The sequence below is a fragment of the Flavobacterium amylolyticum genome (assembly GCF_048284335.1).
In the GTDB taxonomy this organism is placed as follows: Bacteria; Bacteroidota; Bacteroidia; order Flavobacteriales; family Flavobacteriaceae; genus Flavobacterium.
This window is the reverse complement of record NZ_JBLVPG010000001.1, coordinates 487,696-506,795: the sequence shown is the minus strand read 5'-3', so window position 1 is coordinate 506,795 and position 19,100 is coordinate 487,696. Positions and strand designations below refer to the sequence as shown.

18 protein-coding genes and 1 tRNA gene are annotated in these 19,100 nt (G+C 35.1%); 14 read left to right on the top strand and 5 right to left on the bottom strand.

The window, feature by feature from the left end; genetic code table 11:
* Positions 1–4: 4 nt before the first annotated feature.
* The 3 genes from porG to ACNQF9_RS02265 all read right to left on the bottom strand — a co-directional run bounded on the left by porG (position 5) and on the right by ACNQF9_RS02265 (position 2,478).
* Positions 5–679, bottom strand: a complete 675-nt coding sequence (porG, locus tag ACNQF9_RS02275) for a type IX secretion system protein PorG (protein ID WP_417958639.1) — start codon at positions 677–679, stop codon at positions 5–7.
* 168 nt (positions 680–847) lie between these two features.
* Positions 848–1,732: an NAD kinase gene (locus ACNQF9_RS02270; protein WP_417958638.1), complete on the bottom strand. Its 885-nt coding sequence runs from the start codon at positions 1,730–1,732 to the stop codon at positions 848–850.
* 86 nt (positions 1,733–1,818) lie between these two features.
* Entirely contained in the window at positions 1,819–2,478 is a 660-nt protein-coding gene (locus ACNQF9_RS02265) for a CBS domain-containing protein (RefSeq protein WP_417989561.1), read from the bottom strand.
* Between the two features lie 114 nt (positions 2,479–2,592).
* Between ACNQF9_RS02265 and ACNQF9_RS02260 the strand changes: the two genes are divergently transcribed.
* The 13 genes from ACNQF9_RS02260 (at position 2,593) to ACNQF9_RS02200 (ending at position 14,612) form a co-directional block, all read left to right on the top strand.
* Positions 2,593–3,306 (top strand): pyridoxine 5'-phosphate synthase, encoded by a 714-nt coding sequence (locus tag ACNQF9_RS02260; RefSeq protein ID WP_417958636.1) that lies wholly within the window; start codon positions 2,593–2,595, stop codon positions 3,304–3,306.
* Between the two features lie 106 nt (positions 3,307–3,412).
* Positions 3,413–4,171 carry an alpha/beta fold hydrolase gene (locus ACNQF9_RS02255; RefSeq protein WP_417989560.1) on the top strand — a complete coding sequence of 253 codons (759 nt, stop codon included), beginning with the start codon at positions 3,413–3,415 and terminating at the stop codon, positions 4,169–4,171.
* Positions 4,172–4,225: 54 nt separating this feature from the next.
* Positions 4,226–4,570, top strand: coding sequence for a phage holin family protein (locus tag ACNQF9_RS02250; protein ID WP_131990228.1), 345 nt, complete (start codon positions 4,226–4,228; stop codon positions 4,568–4,570).
* Between the two features lie 85 nt (positions 4,571–4,655).
* Entirely contained in the window at positions 4,656–5,024 is a 369-nt protein-coding gene (locus ACNQF9_RS02245; protein WP_417989559.1) for a hypothetical protein, read from the top strand.
* Positions 5,025–5,175: 151 nt separating this feature from the next.
* Positions 5,176–6,051: a DUF3347 domain-containing protein gene (locus tag ACNQF9_RS02240; RefSeq protein WP_417989558.1), complete on the top strand. Its 876-nt coding sequence runs from the start codon at positions 5,176–5,178 to the stop codon at positions 6,049–6,051.
* Between the two features lie 20 nt (positions 6,052–6,071).
* Positions 6,072–6,554 carry a TlpA family protein disulfide reductase gene (locus ACNQF9_RS02235; protein WP_417989557.1) on the top strand — a complete coding sequence of 161 codons (483 nt, stop codon included), beginning with the start codon at positions 6,072–6,074 and terminating at the stop codon, positions 6,552–6,554.
* Positions 6,555–6,559: 5 nt separating this feature from the next.
* Positions 6,560–7,087 (top strand): heavy-metal-associated domain-containing protein, encoded by a 528-nt coding sequence (locus ACNQF9_RS02230; RefSeq protein ID WP_417989556.1) that lies wholly within the window; start codon positions 6,560–6,562, stop codon positions 7,085–7,087.
* Between the two features lies 1 nt (position 7,088).
* Complete coding sequence (locus tag ACNQF9_RS02225; RefSeq protein WP_417989555.1) at positions 7,089–7,898, top strand: hypothetical protein; 810 nt, start codon at positions 7,089–7,091, stop codon at positions 7,896–7,898.
* A 48-nt stretch (positions 7,899–7,946) separates the two neighbouring features.
* On the top strand, positions 7,947–8,675 hold the full coding sequence (locus ACNQF9_RS02220; protein WP_417989554.1) for a DUF3347 domain-containing protein: 729 nt from the start codon (positions 7,947–7,949) through the stop codon (positions 8,673–8,675).
* Positions 8,676–8,785: 110 nt separating this feature from the next.
* On the top strand, positions 8,786–9,073 hold the full coding sequence (locus ACNQF9_RS02215) for a heavy metal-binding domain-containing protein (protein ID WP_417989553.1): 288 nt from the start codon (positions 8,786–8,788) through the stop codon (positions 9,071–9,073).
* A 71-nt stretch (positions 9,074–9,144) separates the two neighbouring features.
* Complete coding sequence (locus tag ACNQF9_RS02210; RefSeq protein WP_417989552.1) at positions 9,145–11,679, top strand: heavy metal translocating P-type ATPase; 2,535 nt, start codon at positions 9,145–9,147, stop codon at positions 11,677–11,679.
* Between the two features lie 39 nt (positions 11,680–11,718).
* Positions 11,719–14,364, top strand: coding sequence for a multicopper oxidase domain-containing protein (locus ACNQF9_RS02205; protein WP_417989551.1), 2,646 nt, complete (start codon positions 11,719–11,721; stop codon positions 14,362–14,364).
* Between the two features lie 176 nt (positions 14,365–14,540).
* A tRNA-Glu gene (locus ACNQF9_RS02200) sits at positions 14,541–14,612 on the top strand.
* 348 nt (positions 14,613–14,960) lie between these two features.
* Here ACNQF9_RS02200 and ACNQF9_RS02195 read toward each other — a convergent pair.
* Positions 14,961–15,857 carry an NmrA family NAD(P)-binding protein gene (locus ACNQF9_RS02195; RefSeq protein ID WP_417989550.1) on the bottom strand — a complete coding sequence of 299 codons (897 nt, stop codon included), beginning with the start codon at positions 15,855–15,857 and terminating at the stop codon, positions 14,961–14,963.
* Positions 15,858–16,454: 597 nt separating this feature from the next.
* Between ACNQF9_RS02195 and ACNQF9_RS02190 the strand changes: the two genes are divergently transcribed.
* Positions 16,455–16,796, top strand: coding sequence for a hypothetical protein (locus ACNQF9_RS02190; RefSeq protein ID WP_417989549.1), 342 nt, complete (start codon positions 16,455–16,457; stop codon positions 16,794–16,796).
* Positions 16,797–17,214: 418 nt separating this feature from the next.
* Here ACNQF9_RS02190 and ACNQF9_RS02185 read toward each other — a convergent pair whose 3' ends face one another.
* The gene (locus tag ACNQF9_RS02185) at positions 17,215–18,729 is read right to left on the bottom strand and encodes a reverse transcriptase domain-containing protein (RefSeq protein ID WP_417989548.1); all 1,515 of its coding nucleotides are present in this window, start codon (positions 18,727–18,729) and stop codon (positions 17,215–17,217) included.
* Positions 18,730–19,100 lie beyond the last annotated feature (371 nt).

The following is a 19,100-nucleotide window of genomic DNA, read 5'->3' as shown; positions in this document are numbered from 1 at the left end:
TTTTTTATTCTGCACAATAACAGGGCTTGTTTCCAAAAGTGTACGTGAGTGTAACTCCTGAAAATACATACCAATCATTATTATTTATATTTCCAAAATTTTGATTATTACTTCCATCTAAATTATCCGTCAAAGTATATCGTGCTCCCGTTTCTAATGCCAATATCAAATTAGGGGATATATTTGATTTGATTCCTACAATCATAGGTATTGCTATTGATTTTTTTCTTTCTGCTCTTCCCTCTACAGATATTCCTGTTTGAGTATCTGTTAAGGTATACTTACTCAGAAAATAATTTATACCAGAAAAGACATAAGGAGTAATTTTAGTACTCGATTCATGGAGGTTAAAATCAAAAAAATTGAATTCAAGGCCTAAAGATAGTTCTTTTAAATTGTTTTCAAAATGATAGCCTCTTTGGTTTCTGCTAGCTTCTTTTGAATCTAAATCATTGGATGTGATTTTAGACTGAGTGTATGAAAAACGATAGGAATGTCTTGGGCTTTTATTCCATTTGTACAACAAACCAAAGGCAGGTTCGTTGGGCTCTATATAGGTCGTTGGGCCTACATCACCAATGTAATTGCTTCCGCCTAAAAAAACACCAACCTCATGGATCTGAGCTTGTGCACCTATTGTAAGGAATAAGCAGAAAAATAAATAAAGAAGTTTGTTCATTAAATCAAAAATTGCGTGCAAATATAAGAATTATCAATACGATTCAATACCCATTCAGTTAAATGTGTGTTTTTTTAATAATTAGTACATTAAGCAACACTAAATGGCTATTAGTGTTACTAAAACGGCAAAATCTGATGAAATCGTATAGTCTTTCGAGAAAATGATTTAATTTCTCTTGTCTTCTCCCCAAAGTAATTTGCTGCGAAGTGTTTTCAAAAAGGTTTCTTCTGGAATTTCGACCATGTTGATTTGAAAAGGTGTTTTCTTTAAAATTAGAATAGAATCGTTTATTACTGACGTAACTCTGGAATCGAGTGAAACCAAATAATTTTCTTCTCTTCCCGAAACTTTCAGCCGAATTTCGGTTTCATCGGGAACCACAAGTGGTCTGGCCGTAAGGTTATGAGGAGCAATAGGGGTGATAACCAAACTTTTTACATCTGGGGTCAAAATAGGACCGCCGCAACTCAAGGAATATCCAGTAGATCCAGTAGGTGTGGAGATAATTAGACCATCTGCCCAATAGGAATTCAAAAATTCATCATTTAAGTAGGTGTCTATAGTAATCATCGAAGTCGTGTCTTTACGGCTAACCGTAATTTCGTTCATCGCAAAATTAATTTCTTCAATAGATTCATTTGGCGGTGAGCAAGTCAAGCTTAATAAGGCTCTTTTAGAAATTGTATATTTTTTTTCAATGACAAATTGCATAAATTCTGCAATATTCTCTTTTTGAACGGTTGCTAAAAAACCGAGTCTTCCTGCATTTATTCCTAAAATAGGAACTCCAGAATCACGGACCAACGTAGCTGCTCTCAAGATGGTTCCGTCACCACCAATGCTGATGAGCATGTCAAAACTAGAATCAAGCTCAGTATGTGAAGTGAAAGTTTGATATTTTTTTTCAACAATTTTACGTTCATTAAGCATCAACAGGAATTGAGACTCAATAATCATCTCCACATTGTTCTTGTTGAAAAACACAAAGATGTCGTTTATAATAGGCTCCGTACTATTTTGATAATATTGGCCGTAAATAGCTACTTTCATTTTATTGTTTAATCTTTAATTTGATTGCTTATTCCTTTAAAAATGTTGTTGCGGATAACTGAATCAACAAATTTTCTCATTTTTGTTTAGATATTAAGGTATTTGTCTAAGTATTCGGAACGTTCCTTTAGATTATTGATGTAGTTGTCTTCCTGATGTTCTGATAGGATATCATAATTGTATCTTCTGAATGTCTGGATGATTTCGTTCATTGCACCCAACGTTATTTTCATCGTTATTTCTACGCTTTCTACATCTGCTTCAGAAATGAACAAACCCAAAAGCTTACCATTATTACTTTCTACAATTTGAGTGATTTGGCTCATTGAATAATCTAAAATTGGTTTTTTAACAACAATTATTCCGCCCGGTTCTTTTAAAAATGGAGTTTCATGAAAAAATTTCATGATATCTTCAATTTCATAATACCCCACGTATTTATTATTTTCATCTAAAACAGGAACCAAGTTGGTGTGATTTTTTGCAAATACTTCCAAAACATCCAGCCAAATGGTATTGGTTCTGGTAAAAAAACCTTCCAGAGTGAACCTGTAATCGGCTACTTTTTTAGCACTGTCGAAAGTTTCGATATCTTCGGATGCAATACTACCAATATATATTCCCTCTTCCAGAACGGGAAAATGGGAAAAGTGTAGTTCACTAAAAAAGTCTTGAACTGCCGCAATAGAATCATGGCTGTCAATTGCTTTAAAATCGGTGGTAATATACTCTGTAATTTCTGTCATAAATCAGTCCTCAATATTCGATGCAAAATAATCAAAAATAAGCAAAAACTCCTAGATTTTACTTTGTATTTTTGCTCAACGAAAATACAAGTATCAAAATCAAAAAGTGTTCTAATGACAAAGTTAAGTGTAAACATCAATAAAATCGCTACTTTACGTAATGCTCGTGGAGGAAATGTCCCCAATTTATTAAAAGTGGCTACTGATATCCAGAAGTTTGGTGCCGAAGGAATCACGATACACCCACGTCCCGACGAACGCCACATTCGCTATCAAGATGCCCGAGATTTAAAGTCAATCGTTTATACCGAATACAATATAGAAGGTAATCCAGAGAAAACCTTTATCGATCTGGTTCTGGAAATAAAACCAACACAAGTCACATTGGTTCCGGATGCTATTGATGCAATAACCTCAAATGCGGGTTGGGATACCCTAAAGCATGCATCTTATTTGACTGAAATCGTTCAGGAATTTCAACGCAACGGAATCCGAACTTCCATTTTTGTAGATCCTGTTCTCGAAATGATTGAAGGTGCGAAAAAAATTGGAACCGAAAGAATCGAATTGTATACAGAAGCATTTGCACATCAATACAGTTTAGGAAATTTAAATGGAATAAAACCGTATACTGAGTCAGCTGTTTTAGCCAATGAATTAGGGTTGGGGATCAACGCAGGTCACGATTTGAGCTTGGATAACATTCAGTTTTTTAAACAAAATATTCCAGGACTACTCGAAGTTTCCATCGGTCACGCCTTGATTTCGGAAGCTATTTATCTGGGATTAGACAATGTGGTCAATATGTATTTGCAAAAATTAAAATAGTTTTTTTAAACCATTAACAAATTAAGATGGATTAAGTCTAAAGCTTACTATCCTTAATTTCTTAATGGTTTATAATTAAAAGGATAACGTTATAATCTAAAATCATATGCTTTTTTCAAAAATAGAAGGCTCAGGGCAACCGCTTTTAATCCTGCATGGATTCTTGGGAATGTCCGATAATTGGAAAACACTTGGAACACAATTTGCTGCTGATTTTCAGGTTCATATTCTCGATTTACGCAACCACGGGCGAAGCTTGCATTCCGAAGAATTTAGTTATGAAATCATGACGCAGGATGTTTACGAATATTGTCAAGATCATAATTTAAAAAACATAAATATTATAGGGCATTCTATGGGTGGCAAAGTAGCCATGCTTTTGGCAGCTTCACATCCGGAATTAGTTGATAAATTAATTGTGGCTGATATTGGTCCCAAATTTTATCCACAACACCACCAAGATATTTTGGCAGGACTGAATGCTGTTGATTTTTCAAAAAAACCAAGCCGAAGTGCTGTTGAAGAAATTCTAGAAGAATTTATTCCTGATTTTGGAACCAGACAATTCTTAATGAAAAACTTGTATTGGCAAGAACCGGGACAACTGGCCTTCCGGTTTAATTTGGCCGTTTTCAATAAAAAAATGGAGGCGATAGGAATTCCGTTGCCTCAAAAATTTATTTTTGAAAAGCCAACATTGTTCCTGCGTGGCGGAAAATCAAATTATATTCTGGACAGCGATTTCGAAAGTATAAAACAGCATTTTCCGAATTCAAGCATCGAAACGATTCCAAACGCTGGGCATTGGCTTCATGCCGAAAACCCGTCAGAGTTTTATCAGAAAGTGACTTCTTTTTTGAAATAAACGGTATATTTTTAAATTTTTACTACATTTATTGAAATTTAAAAATAAAAATTCATGAATTTACTAATCAAAATTCTTATCACTTCGGGCTTAGTATTGCTAATTGCTAACTTTATGCCTGGTGTTCGTGTAGCAGGATTTACCACAGCATTAATCGTAGCGATTGTTCTAGGGTTACTTAATATATTTATCAAACCAATATTAGTTATACTTACATTGCCGGTTACAATTATTACTTTGGGATTGTTTTTACTGGTCATTAATGCGTTAATGATTTTGTTATGTACTAAAATTGTTGGTGGATTTAGCGTAGATACGTTTTGGACTGCCCTGTTTTTTAGCATTATCCTGTCCGTATTACAGTCCATAATGAATGGGATATTAGGGGAAGGAAAATAATTTATTAATTTTAACACGTATTTGTGATTGAATTAATTTAGAATTAGCGTTCGATGAATATCTTTGTACTTTACAAAACAATACGATGTCTAGAAAGTTTTACATAGTGTTACTAGTTGTGCTTGGGTTCTTTATGACTCCTAGCATCGCTTTTGCCTGTGGAGCAAAAATCGATAAGGCATGTTGTAAAAAAGAGTATTCTTCAGAAAAAGATAAAAAAGAATGTTGTAAAAAAGCACAGTCTTCAAAAGAGAAATCCCATGAAGGTTGCAATGGCGCTTGTAAAAATATTACTTGCAGTTCAATTCTATATTTGGGTTGGACTTCGTTCTCCTACAGTGACTTGAATCATCAACTTTTTCATTTTTCTACTGAAAAACAAAATTATTATTACTCAGAAATCTTTATTTCTTCTGATTTCCGTTCTATTTGGCTTCCACCTAAAATAAGCTAAATTCCTTCTGTGACAGCCAAAAAACTGTCTGCTTCAAAGCATTATATGCTTTACAATCATTAATTTTTAAGTCACATTCATTTAAAACATAGTATAAAGTGCTATTTTTTTAATATTTTTTGCGACTGACTCACTTCCAAATTACGATACAATGAACTCAATAAAAAGAATATTGATGGCAATAGTACTATTGCTATCAGTTACAGGTGCAAGCGCGCAGATTAAAAATGCTACTACAGAAACGGTAAAAATATACGGGAACTGTGACATGTGTAAAACAACGATCGAAACTGCTGGAAATTTTAAAAACCGTGCCAAAGTAGCCTGGAATAAAGACACTAAAATGGCAATACTTACGTACGATCCCACAAAAACAAGTCAGGACGAAATCTTGAAACGCATTGCTTTAGCAGGCTACGACAGTGAAAAATTTCTTGCTCCGGATGCTGTTTATGATACTTTACATGGATGTTGTCAATATGAAAGAGAAGCTAAAGTAGCCGCTACACCAGAAATTAAAAGAGAAAGTACAGCTACACAAATGCATGCAAACCACGCGAGTACTACCACTGTTGCAGTGGTAAAAGATCAAGTAGATACTAAATTAAAAGTTGTTTTTGATGCCTATTTTGTATTGAAAGATGCATTGGTAAAAACAGATGGTAAAGCTGCTTCAACAGTAGCGAAAGATGTTTTGACTGCCTTAAATGCAGTGAAAATGGAGGAACTTGCAATGGATGTTCATATCGTTTGGATGAAAGAAATGAAAAGTGTAATGGCCAATACCAGAAATATTTCCGAGACAGGAGATATCAAACGTCAAAGGGAGTTTTTTATTCCTTTTTCAAAATCGATGTATGAATTGATAAAAGTGGCTAAATATGAAACTCCGGTGTATCTTCAGCTTTGCCCTATGGCCAATGGAGGCAAAGGTGCCAACTGGTTGAGTAAAGAGAATGCAGTCAAGAATCCCTATTACGGTTCTCAAATGATGACTTGTGGAAAAACGGTGGAGACCATTAAATAATTATTTCAAAAAAAGATATAATGAAAAATACAATCAAAAATACAATTTTGCTATTCAGTTTAATAGTTAGTGTTTCAACTGCGACTGCTCAACTAAAAATTGGGGCTAATTTGCCAGATTTACAGCTTAAAAATAATAAAGAGACAACAATAAGTTTGACTTCTATGAAGGGGAAAACGGTCTTAATTGATTTCTGGGCTTCTTGGTGCGCACCCTGTAGACTGGCTAATAAAAAGTTAGTTCCTTTTTATAATTCACATAAAAGCGAAAATTTCGAAATTGTTGGCATTTCACTTGATACTGATGCAACAAAATGGAGGAATGCTATTCAAAAAGATAAATTGGGGTATGAGCAATTGATTGATGCCAAAGGTTTTGATGCTGCATCAGCAGTACTTTTTGGGGTAGAAGAATTGCCTAATTCGTATTTGTTTGATGCCTCTGGGAAATTAGTAGCCATTAATCCGACAGAGGAAGAAATAATAGCACAAATAAAAAAATAAAGAACATGAAAAATATAAATTTAAAATTCATCCTTTTAGCTTGTTTCATTTTGATTACCAGCCTAAAATCCTATTCTCAAATCGCAAAAGCCGAAATAATTGCCACTGGATTGACTTGTTCAATGTGTTCCAATGCAATAAACAAACAATTGAAAGCCATGCCCGAAGTGGAGAGCGTTGCTACGGATTTAAATACCAATACATTCACCGTTGTTTTAAAGAAAAATAATTCATTAAGCCCAAAAGTATTAAAAAACAGCGTGGAAAAAGCGGGATTCTTTATAGGTTCGATGGTCTTGACAATGGAGTTTGACAATTTAAAAATTGAAGATAACCTTGTCGTTAAAAAAGAAAATGCAACGTTTATTTTTGTTGATTCTAAATCAAAAATCGGGAATGAAACAACTAGAGTGCAAGTCTTAGACAAAGGGTATGTGACGCAAAAAGAGTACAAAAAATTAGAAAAATCATTTTCAAGATATGCCAGTTATGCTGCAGGGAATGAAAACGACTTTCATTTGAAAACAATCTAATATGAACTATTTGCGTTTTGTTTTCCTGTGCATGTTCTCTTTTCAAGTACAGGCACAAGAGTTATTTGTAGTTACTGAACCGGCAAGTAATATGCCAACAGGTTCTGTAGGAATACGATTAGGACAGTCATTTATGAGAGAGAATTTCCGGTCCGGCTATGGTTACCAAGTATCGCCAGAAATAATGTGGGGAGTAAATAGAAATTTAATGGTCCATGCAGCTGCATATTTAAGCAACAGTAGCAATCAATTTACTGCCGAAGGTGGCAGTTTGTATGCTAAGTACCGCTTTTTTTCTGTTGATGATATCCAGAGTCATTTTCGAATGGCAGTTTTTGGAAGGTACAGCCGGAATAATTCGATTATTCGCCAAGAAGAAATTGAAACAATGGGGAATAATTCGGGTTATGAAACGGGTTTGATTTTTACTCAATTAATCAAAAAAACAGCGATTAGTTCGACAATCAGCTTTGAGAAAGCATTAGACAATAAACCGGATTACAATTTCCCGTTGTTTCAGAGCAGTAATGCTATAAACTACTCGCTTTCATTTGGAAGGTTGATGTATCCAAAGAAATATACCAGTTTCAAACAAACGAACGTGAATGCAATGGTGGAGTTTGTAGGGCAAACGCTATCGGACAATGGACGCTCCTATCTTGATGTGGTGCCTTCCATACAGTTTATAATTAACAGTCAGGCAAGAGTGGATGTGGCCTATAAAAAGGAACTGTATAGTTCGATGCTTCGTTCGGATCCTAATGGATTTTATTTAAAACTGGAATATACCTTTTTTAATGTTTCACAATAAAATACGGTCTTTGAAAAAACAATGAATAACGAAATAATAATTTATAAAATGAGAAATACAATCCTATCAATAGTTACACTAGCGATACTCTTAATTTCGTGTAACGAGAAAAATAAAGAAGCAGCAATTGGTGCATCAACAATAACGAAAACGGGTTCTGCATTATATGCGTGTCCTATGCATCCCAAAGTTACAGGGAAAAAAGCAGCAGAATGTTCAGAGTGTGGTATGGAACTAAGTGAGAAAGTAGTGTCAGTCTCAAAAATAGAGCCGAATAGCTCTACTGCTGTTGATGTAAAAACGGTAACTAAAGTAGCGACACCTACAACAGTTGCTGGATCTTCTGTAGTAACTGATGAAATAGTTAGTAGCTATTTACGGCTTAAAAATGCATTAGTGAAAGATGATTCTAAAGGAGCTGCCACTGCTGGAAAAGTATTATATACTGCAATTAATAACTTAAATACCAGTAGTATAGAGCCAAAATTAAAAGCTCAATATCTAGATATTACCAAGGATGCAAAACAGCACACGCAACATATTGGAGATAACGCCGGTAAAATAGATCAGCAAAGAGTGCATTTTGCTTTGCTGAGCAAAGAGATGGTAAATTTGATAAAAACCTTTGGTACAAAACAAAAATTATATCAGGATTATTGCCCAATGTACAACGAAGGTAAAGATGGGTATTGGATAAGCGAAATCAAGGAAATTAAGAATCCATATTTTGGGGCTGAGATGTTGAGTTGTGGTCGGGTAATACAAGACGTTATCTAATTGAAATAATGGGAATTATACAATTTAAATGCATTATTATCCAATTTTTTGGTAAGTGTTTTTTGTATATTTTGAGAGTAAAATTAATGTGTAATTAATAAGATAAAACTATGAAAAAAATATTTTTTTTAGCCCTAATAGCGGCTGTAGTAATGGTTTCTTGTAACCAAAAGAACAAAGAAAATTCAACAAATGATTCTCCTATGATGAACGATACTTCAACAATGAAAAGTTCTGACGGTACTAAGATGAGCAATGATTCAATAGAATTGAAAAATAATGCTAAAACCTATGCTTGTTCGATGCATCCTGAAGTTCAAGGTAATTTAAATGATAAATGTTCAAAATGCGGAATGAAATTAACGGAGCCTGTTCCTGTAATGGAAGTAAAAAAATAACAGTTTGCCGTATTTAATCGAATCAATCGTACACTCCAAAAAAGTGTAAGGTTGGTTTTATACACAGTTAAATGAAACATACGTATTCAATTATCGGAATGTCTTGCGACGGTTGTCGTTCCAAAGTCGAAAAAACATTGAATGCTATCGATGGAATTCAAGCAACAGTTACTTTGGATCCACCAATGGCAACGATAACAATGGATGAACATATTCCCACTGCTCAATTGCAAGAGGCATTGACAGCTGCCGGAAATTATACAATAGCAATGAATAATGGGGTTGATTCTCATGAAACAACTGAAAAGCCAATGGAAAAATCCTGTTGCAGTTCGGATAAACCGCAAGAGAAATCTATAGTTACTTTACCCAGTAATGCGCAAGGCAAATACTATTGCCCGATGCATTGTGAGGGCGAAAAAGTCTATGATAAGCCAGGAAGTTGCCCCGTTTGCGGAATGGATTTGGTCAAAGAAGTAGCATTGGCAAATAGTAAAGGAATGTACACGTGTCCCATGCATCCCGAAGTAATCAAAGAAGGCCCCGGTTCTTGCCCTATTTGTGGAATGGATTTAGTGCCAATGCAACCTACCGATTCTGAAGAAAATAAGGTGTACAAAGACTTGGTGCGTAAAATGAAAATAGCAGTGGTTTTTACGGTTCCTATTTTCATTATTGCCATGTCAGATATGATTCCGAATAATCCATTACTGAAAATGATGGATGCTTCAAAATGGAATTGGGTACAACTAATTGTATCGCTTCCTGTAGTTTTTTATGCGTGCTGGATGTTTTTTGAGCGCGCTTGGAAATCCATCAGTACTTGGAATCTCAATATGTTTACGCTAATCGGAATTGGTACAGGAGTGGCGTTCTTATTTAGTTTAATCGGAATGTTCTTCCCTGAGATTTTCCCTGAGGAGTTTAAAAACCATAACGGAACGGTTTCACTCTATTTTGAAGCAACAACAGTCATATTAACTTTGGTTTTATTAGGTCAGTTATTAGAAGCCGGAGCGCACAGTCGAACCAGTGGCGCCATAAAAGAATTGTTGAAATTAGCACCTACCGAAGCCACTTTGGTTATCGACGGAGCTGATACAATAATCTCCATTCACGACATCAAAAAAGGAGATTTGTTGCGGGTAAAACCGGGAGATAAAATTCCGGTGGATGGAAAAATTACCGATGGCGGAAGTACGATTGATGAATCGATGATTTCAGGAGAGCCTATTCCCGTTGATAAAAAAAGGGATGATTCCGTTATCGCAGGAACAATCAACGGAAACAAATCCTTTGTGATGATTGCCGAACGAGTTGGTTCGGAAACCTTGCTTTCACAAATTGTACAAATGGTGAATACTGCCAGTAGGTCTAAAGCACCCATCCAAAAATTAGCGGATAAAATCGCTAAATATTTTGTGCCAATTGTTGTTTTTGTATCGGTAATCACCTTTTTTGTTTGGGCACGATTTGGACCGGAACCCGCATTGGTTTATGGATTTATTAATGCTATTGCGGTATTGATCATTGCCTGTCCGTGCGCTTTGGGATTGGCCACACCTATGTCAGTGATGGTGGGTGTTGGTAAAGGCGCACAATCGGGAGTTTTGATAAAAAATGCCGAAGCGTTGGAAAATATGAACAAAGTAAATGTGCTGATTACCGATAAAACAGGAACAATCACCGAAGGAAAACCTTCGGTTGAAAAAGTATTTGCAATAAATAATGACGAAGATAGGTTGTTGCAAAGCATGGCATCTTTAAATAAGTACAGCGAACATCCTTTGGCGCAAGCCGTAGTCAATTTTGCGAAAGCGAAAGAAGTTGCATTAACCGAAGTAACCGGTTTTGAAGCGATTTCCGGGAAAGGAGTCATTGGTACAGTTACCAATAAAAAAGTAGCTCTTGGAAATAAAAAATTGATGGAGCAAGTGAATGCAACGGTTTCTGCAGAACTGGAAAATCAAATCACAGCCGAACAAAAACTGGGGAAAACGGTTTCTTATATTTCAGTGGACGGAATTGCGATGGGATTTGTATCGATAACCGATGCCATAAAAGCAACAAGTGTTGAAGCGATAAAAGAATTGATGCGCCAGGGTGTTGAGGTCATTATGCTTACCGGAGATAATGAAAATACGGCAAAAGCAGTGGCTACACAATTGAATTTAAGTTCGTTTAAAGCGGGTTGTTTGCCAGAAGACAAGCTCAAGGAAATTAAACGATTGCAATCCGAAGGGAAAATTGTGGCTATGGCAGGTGACGGAATTAACGATGCTCCGGCTTTGGCGCAAGCCGAAATTGGTATTGCCATGGGAACCGGAACGGATGTCGCTATTGAAAGCGCAAAAATAACGTTGGTGAAAGGCGATTTGCTAGGAATAGTAAAAGCCAAAAATTTAAGTCATGCGGTAATGCGAAATATCAAACAAAATTTATTCTTTGCCTTTTTCTATAATGTGTTGGGAATTCCAATTGCCGCAGGTGTTTTGTATCCTTTTTTTGGGGTGTTGCTTTCGCCAATGATTGCGGCTTTGGCCATGAGTTTCAGTTCGGTTTCCGTAATTGTGAATGCGTTGCGATTGCGTGGGTTAAAACTTTAAAAAAAAATATTTAAGAGTTTCTTAGAAAATTAAAAAAACATGAAAAGTACTATATTACTACTTGTATTCCTGATGCTTATTTCTCCTTTTGCAAAAGCAGAAAATAAAAATAGAATTACCATTTCCCGAAAAGCATCCATTTTTCAAACACAGCCTGTAACGTACACTTGTGTGATGCACCCAGAAATTCATGCGAATAAACCTGGAAAATGTCCCAAATGCGGGATGGATTTAATTAAAGAGAAAGCAAAACCAGTAAAAAAAGCAGTTGCCAAAAAACAAGCGCCAAAAGCAATTGTTAAAAAGCAAATGCCGTTGCGAACCAGCGTGAATCAAACCAAAGCGGCAAGTGCGGATGCGCATAAAAATCATGTGGCTACACCTATAGACAGCAGCACAGTGAAAGCGGAGCCCGTTAAAAGAACAGCGAAAAATGCACCGCCTAGAACCGTTCGGTATGATTTATATGTTCGCGATACCATTGTCACTTTTGGCGATACGCCTAAAAGAGCAATAGCGGTAAACGGACAAATTCCGATGCCAACGCTCACATTCACCGAAGGCGATATTGCCGAAATTTATGTGCATAATGAGTTGGATGAAGAGACTTCGTTGCACTGGCACGGATTGTTTTTGCCTAATAAAGAAGATGGTGTGCCCAATTTGACTCAAATGCCAATCAAACCCCATACGGTGCACAAATATACGTTCCCAATTATTCAACATGGAACCCATTGGTACCACAGCCATACGGGTTTGCAGGAGCAAATAGGAATGTATGGTTCTTTTGTGATGAATAAGAGAAACGAAGATCCAACTTTTAGAGCAGGAATTGATGATTTACCAACGGTGCCAATCATTTTGAGTGAATGGACGGACTTAAATCCAAAAAATGTCCATCGGATGTTACACAACGCAACCGATTGGTTTGCAATTCAAAAAGGAACTACACAAAGCTACGCAGAAGCCATTAAAGCGGGACATTTTAAGACCAAAGTAGCCAACGAATGGAAACGAATGAATGCGATGGATGTAAGCGATGTGTATTACAATAAATTTCTAATTAATGGAAAAAATGAAAGTCAACTTTCGCAGTTTAAAGCAGGTGATAAAGTGCGATTGCGGATTGCCAATGGCGGCGCCTCTACCTATTTTTGGCTGACGTATGCCGGTGGGAAAATAACCGTGGTGGCCAGTGATGGAAATGATGTGGAGCCAGTTGAAGTGGATCGTTTGATTGTTGCCGTATCCGAAACCTATGATGTTGTGGTAACTATTCCTGCTGAGAAGACCGCTTTTGAATTTTTAGTAACTTCTGAAGATCGGACAAAATCCGCTTCGTTTTATGTTGGGGACGGTGTGAAACAATTGATTTCGCCTTTGCCAAAATTAAAATATTTTGAAGGGATGAAAATGATGAACGGCATGATGAAAATGAATGGCGATTTAGATGATATGGGTATGAAAATGTCGCTGAATCAAATGGACATGAATGTAGTGATGTATCCTGAAATCACGGGGCCTATAGATTCTAAAAAAGAAGCACAACAAGAAGTAGAGATGGATCATTCGTCTCATGATATGGGAAAAATGAAAATGGAGGAAACTGCACCGAAGATGGATGGTATGAAAATGACAGAGGAGGATTATAATAGTAATGCGCTATCTGACATTACTACTTTGAATTATGCCATGCTGAAATCACCTACTAAAACAACCTTACCAAAAGACGCACCCGTAAAAGAATTGCGGTTTGAATTGTCTGGAAACATGAATCGCTACGTGTGGAGTCTGGACAATAAAGTAGTTTCGGAAGCCGATAAAATTCTAATTAAAAAAGGTGAGAACGTTCGAATTGTACTCTTCAATGGCTCCATGATGCGCCACCCGATGCATTTACACGGACATGATTTTAGAGTCCTGAATGGTCAGGAAGAGTTTGCTCCCATGAAAAACATAATTGACATTATGCCGATGGAAACTGATACGATTGAGTTTAATGCAAATGTCAAAGGCGATTGGTTTTTTCATTGTCACATTCTCTATCACATGATGGCGGGAATGGGAAGGGTTTTTAGTTATGAAAATCAAGAGCCTAATCCTTTGATTCCAAATCCAAAATTAGCGCAACGCAAATTATTCGCTGATGACAGAGCTTTTCATGTGATGGCCGAAAATGATTTTGCCACCAATGGAAACGATGGAATGCTGATGATTCAAAACACGCGTTGGAGTATTGGTACCGAATGGCGTTTGGGGTATAAAAATCATCACGGATATGAAACCGAAACACACATTGGACGATACATTGGGAAAATGCAATGGCTGATGCCGTTCATTGGTTTTGACTGGAGGTATCGAAAAATGGAAATGGGAGCAACGGAAGAAAATCTTTTTGGACAAACGAATACCAAAGACAATCGTGCCGTTTTTAGTGCCGGAGTCGAATATACCTTGCCCATGCTCATCAAAGCACAAGCAGAAGTTTACACCGACGGGAATTTCAGGTTACAATTTGAACGCATGGATATTCCGGTTTCCAAAAGATTGCGCATGAATTTAATGTGGAATACGGACAAAGAATACATGGCAGGTTTACGTTATATTGTAAAAAGAAATTTTGGAATTACTACGCATTATGACAGTGATATGGGAATGGGTTTTGGATTGAGTTTGAATTATTAAGTTAATTCTAAAAGAAACTTTCTTTAAATTAAGTACACTTATTTTTGTTAGGTTTTAATGATCAATTGATTATAATTTTCAAGTTCATTGCCGACTGTTTTTATTGGAAGGTTTTTGATTTTGGGTTTGTGCATTTCAAAAATAGTGCTAATTTTACACCCGAAATAGAAAAACGGGGCCCGTTCGTCTATCGGTTAGGACGCATGGTTTTCATCCATGTAAGAGCGGTTCGATTCCGCTACGGGCTACAATTTTAAATAACAATCTTAAAAAGCCTCGAAAATTATTTTTCGAGGCTTTTTTTAGCATTGGTTTGGGCTGTTCTTTTGAGAATTTTAGGAATTAATCGAATACTTCAGCTTTCAGAAATATAGAGTAGAACCCTGAGATCAGGATACGCAATTCAAGATTTTAGTAACCTGTATAATGTCTCCTTATATTGTAACCAATACTGTTTCCTGTTAATACATTGTACTCCCGTTATTATTTGTTCATTATTATTAGCACGAAACTCGGACTGTAGTAAATCTTCTTGTAACAGTAATCGATTTTTTATTTGCTAAATGGCTTAACGTTGCAATGGAGTAAGAACTTTTCTATACTTTATGTTTGAATAGAAAATCTTTTACCGTTGTCCACTGTACTTCAGGATAACGGTTATTATCAAGCTTTGCTATTTTTGAACGCTCATCTATCATATTGTGCATGTATTGCATTCCTTGCCAAGCAGGATAAAGCTCTTTTTTTCCTGGTGCTAATTTTCGAGCAATTTTTATAAGTATAGCAAGAAGCTTTTTTCCACCAGGTCTAAATAAGTGAAATTTTTGACCTGTTACCTCACTAGCTACTACTTTTAATTCGCGCGGACTTATTAGGTCGCCTGCAATTCTAAGGTAACGGGGAGTCTTTGAGTCAAGAGCCACATTTGCAGTGAATTCTGCTGTATTGTCCATTGTGGTAAAGCCCAATTTGTAATCAGTATTGCCCCAATATAGAATCATTTTCTGCTTAAAGAGAATCATAGGCATTTCATCGATTAGCAATTCCGTAAAAGCTCCGTTAAAAATGGAAGTTGCAGTAATGGAAGTTTTATCAAGGTATTCGTGAAATTCACGTCTCAAATCTAAGTTCCTGTTTTCACCATAGGAGAACTTGGTGAAATCTAATGAATAGTCTGATGGAATAAAACGAGGGACGCCCGCTGCTATGGCGGCATCTAACAATTTTTTTTGGGCATCTATGACCACTTCACGCAGTCCGGCTAAAGCGGAAACTACGCAGGAAACACCATCACAAGAATTTTTTAGTTCTTCCAAATTCCAACTATTTACCGTAAAGATTTTAATACCTAAATTTTCAAGTATTTTTATTTTTTCAACGTTAGTGTTCGAACGAACTATAACACGTATTTCAGCATCTTTATTTAGTAAAGCCTTTACTATTTTTAGTCCTAAATTACCTGTTGCCCCTGCTACTAAAATTATTTTTTTCATATCTCTATACTATTTTCTCTGTCCGTTGTAAGATTTTCCAGTACTGAACGTCAGTTTTCCTAAAAACCGGCAAACGGGGTTGTTCCCCTCTAATTATAAAGTAAATATAGCTGATTTAGATTGTAATTAGTTTTTTATAAAAAGAGACTGGATTGTAAATCTAAGCAATCGGCAATAGTGCAACATATTTGCGATCAAGTCAATCTTTTTTATGTTGTTCCTTTAATGGTATAAGCTCACACGTTTATTCCGTTTGATATTCCATTCATAATCAGCATGACTTTTCTTTTTTGTCCAAAGAATAGGCCTTTAACACTTTACCTTCACGTTATTATTAGATCATTATTGTGGGTGCAAAGAGACAATTTTGCAGCTTGTTCATTGGAAATGTGTGAAATATGAAATTATTGCTTAAAATTGTATTACATTTTTGCAAATGTATTGGGTTATTTTTGCTTCTTAGATTCTTTGTTTTGGCAGTAGGAACAACTGTAAAAGGAATTTAAATAATTAGAAATTATGCTAGGATGAAAAACAAGTATTAATATAAAAACATATAATAATGTCAGAAAAAAACAAAAACAATTTGGTGTCTGGATGGATTCACATCATGCAACTATTGTAGGAAGAGAAAATATAGATTCAGGGGAGTTCGTAATATTAGGTCACGAAAAAGTTGACGGACAAGGTCGTAATTCAAGCGAAAACGCAGCAAACAATGCTGAAAGAGATTTACTTCATAAACTATTCAAAAACATTACGGCTCATATACAAAATGTTGATGAATTGCATGTGACAGGAACTGGTACTGCTCAAGAGCAATTTATTAAATATATGAATGAGGCCCCACAGTATAAAAATGTCGAGACTAAAGAAAGTACTTCTAATAAAATGGATGATGAAAGTTTAATTGAATATGTGGCTGCACAGTTCAACTAATCGCTTTAAAAAAGGCTATTTTTTATTGGTTTGAAATGCCTCCAAAAAAGTCAAAAGCTATTTGGAGGTTTTTTTATGGAGAGAAAAGTCAGAGACGTTTGCGCAGCGTATACGATAAATTTATTCTTTGAATCTTTGCGGAGCTGGGTGTTTTTTATTCTTTGTGTTCACAAGTGGCGCCTTTAGCATTAGATTTTAGATTTGTTCTTTGAAAAATCAGCTTGTTAAAAAACAATCGTATTATTGGTAGGCGTTATTACTGAATTGATTACAATTTACAAGTTCAGTACAGGCTTTTTTTGTTATTGGATTTGGCTGTTCTTTTTGTATTATTCGCTCTTTATTGTGGGCGCAAAATCAGAGACGTTTGCGCAATTTATGCCACATATGTTTCTTTGAAAGAAGACTTAGCGGAAATTTATCCATACTTTTTCATTAGACGATTGAAGTTTTTCCACATTTTTCGACTTTGTCTTTTAATGTAACTTGAATCATTTATTTCTTGCATCGTATTTTCGGACTTATAAACATAGCTCAAATAGTTTCCCCAACTATATTCTTTTGACGCTACATATTTTGTTTTGTCATCTTTTGATGGTCTATAAATCAATTTTCTTTTTGAGCCTTTATGTGTGAAGCGTTTGTAAAGCCTTGATTTAAAAATCATTTTATCTGGATTTTTACTATTTCTTGCCAACGATGCAGATTTTTTAAAGGATTTTATCATTGAACGATAAAATTTAGAAAATCCAGAAGTTTTAATAAGTACTTTTTGACCATCATAAGAAAATCCTAAATATTCAAGAGTTTTGTTGAAGTTAGGATGTTTAGTTATTTCATCAATTTCGAAACCTTTAAACTTTCCATCAATACTTTCGAAACGATACACTTTTGTTTTTTTTGGTTGAATCTCAAGATTAGCAATTTTTGTGTTTTCTATGTTTTCTCTAATACATTTAATTATTTCGTCTTCATATTTCTGTTTGCAAATGACAATAAGGTCGTCACTATATCTTTGATAAAAACCTCCAATACTTACCACTTTATCATAGACAACTTGATCGAAATCTAGCATATAAACATTTGCTAATGTTGCACTAATTGGGCTTCCTTGTGGAATTCCACATTTGTTGTTTTTTGAAATAATTAAGTTTAAATTATTATTCAAAAAATCATCTTTTTCACAATATGTAACAGCATTTTTTTCTTTAAAAAAATACGATTTTTCTATTTTTATTCTTTTGAATTCTCTTTTTTTAGAATTATTTGGAATGCCACGTTCTACAATCATTGTCTTATTGTAGCTATTGAAGAGTTGTTCACCTTCAATATATTTTATTTTTGTCAAAGATTTAAATACATTGTAATGATCTAGCGGCAAAGTACTTTTTCCTAAAATTTTAGTCCATTGTCTTTTTATTATTTTGTGATCTAAATTGTCAAAGAAAGAAGTAACATCTGCAACAATGACAGATAAACATTCTGAATTGTGTTCTTTAATAAATTCAAAAGTTGATTTTGCGAAATCAATATTACATTTGTTATTGCAAGCTCCGATGTACAATGGGATTTTTCTGTACGCAACAACTGATTCATTAAAATTTCTATCTTTCATATGATTTTCATATGATTCTACTAAAATACTATTGTAATATGAATAGATTAAGGAGTCAATATGAGAAGCAAAATAGATATTTCTATCTTTTTTATCTTTTATTCGAAATCTTCGGTTTGTCTTGGTTTTATCAGCTCTTGTATTATCAGCTCTAAATTTTCGTTGTGAAATGCATTTATGGATAAGAGGAAGAAAACTATGTGTTCTTATTTTTTCATCATTTGTTATATATTTTTTTGCCCAACTATAATCGAATATAGTAATTGGCAAACCAATATGCGGATATTTTTTAAGTTTAAACCAGCTTTCTGTTTCCATAAGTTTTAAAAAGGGGACAGTTTATTTTATAGTAGCAGGTTTAGAATGTACAGGCTCCTGCGAAGCTTTTGCCTTTTAAAAGGCTATTGCAACACTACTCTTTTCAGGTATAGAAATTGTTATCTTTGTAGCTAAATGCTTAAACACATCAAATATGCTTAGAAAATTGAAACGCAGAACCAACCTCAGGACTTCAACAGTTGTTATGCTGTTGCTAACTCTTTCCTCATTAATTCTTTCTCAAGATGATTTGGAAATTGGTATTTACCTTCCCAGCTAACGTATGTCTTAGACGTGGTGTATAAAGTTAAACGTATTATTCCGACCTTTCTGTCCCCTAAATTTTTATTTATTATTATTCATTCTCTTTT